Origin of the sequence: uncultured Corynebacterium sp. (assembly GCF_902782855.1) — a bacterium.
Taxonomy (GTDB): domain Bacteria; phylum Actinomycetota; class Actinomycetes; order Mycobacteriales; family Mycobacteriaceae; genus Corynebacterium.
This window is the reverse complement of the sequence record NZ_CACZOO010000364.1, coordinates 1-2505: the sequence shown is the minus strand read 5'-3', so window position 1 is coordinate 2505 and position 2505 is coordinate 1. Positions and strand designations below refer to the sequence as shown.

The following is a 2505-nucleotide window of genomic DNA, read 5'->3' as shown; positions in this document are numbered from 1 at the left end:
GACAGGGTCGGTCTGGGGGGTGGGACACAGCGCCCACGAGCGGCCGAGGAACAGGTCGGCGCGGGCCGCACTGGGCCCCTGCTTCTCCCTGCCCCCCATGGGATGGCCGGGCACGTAGCTGGCCATCGTGCAACCGAGCTCCGCTGCCTGCCTGACCACGGACGTTTTCACGCTGGCCACATCCGTGTAGACGCGGGCCAGGCCGCGCTGCTGCGCGTCGCGGAGGGCCGCGGGCACCGCGCTAGGCGGTACCGCGACCACGGCGATGTCCGCGGGCTCCGGCAGGTCCTCGACCAGGGGGGTGCCGGCGCCCAGTTCGCAGGCCAGCTCCAGGGCTGCGGAGTCGCGGTCGCTGAGTGCCACGTCGACACCGCGCTGCCGCAGCGCCAACGCGATCGACGTTCCGATCAGCCCGGTGCCGATCACGACCGCACTCTCGACCATGGCCTTGTCTCCCGTTGTCGGCTATCCGTCTCCGGTTTTCCGCCCAGGCTAGGGCACCCGGCGGTGGACCGCAGCGCGCCCGCCTTCCCGTTGCCGGCTACTGCGCGATGTCCAACCGCAGGACTTGGGCGCCGCGCAGGTAGACGTGGTGCAGTTCCGAGCGGGGCCGGTCGGTTTCGATGTGCGCCATGAGCCGCACCACACGGGGCAGGGCGTGCGGCACTGCGATCTCGGTGGAGCAGATGAGGGGGACGTCAGTGAAGCCGAGCTTGCGTGCGGCCAGCGCCGGGAACTCCGCGTTGAGGTCCTGGGTCGCGGTGAACAGGACACTGATGAAATCGTCGGTGGTCAACTGGTTGCGGCGCATGACCTCTTCGATCAGCTCCGCGGTCGCTTCTAATATGAGGTCCCGTTCGTTGGCGTCGACCTGGACCGCCCCACGGATTGCTCGTACCGCCACTTTTCGTCCTCCCGATATCCCTGGGCTACATCCCTGCGGCAGTGTAGAGCTCGCTGACTTCCTGCGAGGTCAGGGCCCTGATGGTGCCGCTCTTCAGGTTGTTGAGCCCGACCGGTCCGATCTGGGTGCGGGCCAGGTCAGACACGGGGTGACCCACCGCTTTCATGAGGCGGCGCACAATGTGCTTCCGCCCCTCATGCAGTCTGATCTCGACCAGGGCTTTCGGCTCGATGTTGTCGATCACCCGGAACGAGTCCACTTTGACGAATCCGTCGTCCAGTTCGACCCCTTTGCGGATCTGGCGGATGACGTCGCGGGGGACGGGTCCGGGCACTTTCGCAAGATAGGTCTTGGTCACTTTATAGCGGGGGTGGGTGAGCCGGTTGGCGAGCTCCCCATCGTTGGTGAGCAGGATCAGGCCCTCGGTGTCCGTGTCGAGGCGGCCGACGTGGAACAGCCGTTCTTCGATGGGGCCGATCTGGGCGGCGTAGTCGCCGATCGTGGGCCGCCCCTCGGGGTCGAACATGGTGCTGACCACCCCGCGCGGCTTGTTCAACGCGTAGTAGCGCAGGTTCTGGGAGGTGACTACCCGCATACCGTCCACGCGGATCTCGGACTTCTCCGGGTCGACGCGGGCACCGAAACGCCGCACGATCTGCCCGTCGACGCTGACCCGGCCTGCAGCGATCAGCTCCTCGCAGGCGCGGCGGCTCGCCACCCCCGCCTGGGCGAGGGCTTTCTGCAGCCGGATGCCGCCGGGAACGTCCACGTAGGTGTCGCGCTCCTCGTCCGGGTCGACGGGATCGTCGTCCCACGGATCGTATTCGTCGCGGAGGATCCGCAGCCGGGCGCGGGCTTGCGGCGACAGTCCCCGTTCTGCGCCGCGTCCCCCGCGGCCGGAGCGCCGGGCGCGGGGGTCGTGAGCGTGCCGCTGCCTCCGTTCGGCTTGGGCACGCTGCGTGCGCTCCCCACGCTGTCCGTCCCGCTGCTTCCGGCCGGGGGCAGTCCTCCGGTCGTCCCCGGTGTCCTGGTCGAAATGTGCGCCGCGGCGGTCCCGGTGCTCGCGGCGTCCCGTCTGTTCGAAATGGCCGCGCCCACCGCGCGGTCGGCCGCCGCCACGGCGGCGGATGCTGTCATCGTGTGGCTTGTTCACCGGTGTCGTCGAGACCTTCGATGTCGTCGGGTAGGAAAGGGGCGAGGTCGGGAAGTTCGTCGAGACTGCGCAATCCTAGCCGTTCCAGGAAATAGCTGGTGGTGCGATAGAGAATCGCGCCTGACTCCGGGTCCTGGCCGGCTTCTTCGATCAGCCCTCGTAGTACGAGGGTACGCATAACCCCGTCACAGTTCACACCGCGGATCGCAGAGACCTTGCCGCGGGAGACGGGCTGGCGGTAGGCCACCACGGCGAGCGTCTCCAAGGCTGCCTGGGTGAGCCGCACTTCGTGGCCGTCGCGGAGGAAGTGCTCCACGGCTTCAGCACATTCGGGACGGGTGTAAAAGCGCCACCCTTCGGCTACTTCCCGCAGGTCGAAGCCGCGGCCCTGCTCGGTGTACTCGCGTGCTGTCTCCCGCAGCACGCGGGTGACGGTCTCCACGTCGGT

General features: G+C 68.3%; 4 protein-coding genes. All 4 read right to left on the bottom strand.

From position 1 onward, the window contains the following. Positions 1-444, bottom strand: a 444-nt coding sequence (locus QZV72_RS14605) for a prephenate dehydrogenase/arogenate dehydrogenase family protein (RefSeq protein WP_297009460.1), incomplete at its 3' end; no start/stop codon positions are given. A gap of 97 nt (positions 445-541) precedes the next feature. Then, entirely contained in the window at positions 542-904 is a 363-nt protein-coding gene (gene aroH / locus QZV72_RS14600; protein WP_011291654.1) for a chorismate mutase, read from the bottom strand. A gap of 25 nt (positions 905-929) precedes the next feature. Beyond that, on the bottom strand, positions 930-2057 hold the full coding sequence (locus QZV72_RS14595) for a pseudouridine synthase (protein WP_011291653.1): 1128 nt from the start codon (positions 2055-2057) through the stop codon (positions 930-932). Further along, positions 2038-2505 (bottom strand): SMC-Scp complex subunit ScpB (gene scpB / locus QZV72_RS14590; RefSeq protein WP_297009455.1); only part of this gene is annotated, 468 nt, incomplete at its 5' end. The genes QZV72_RS14595 and scpB, both read right to left, overlap by 20 nt.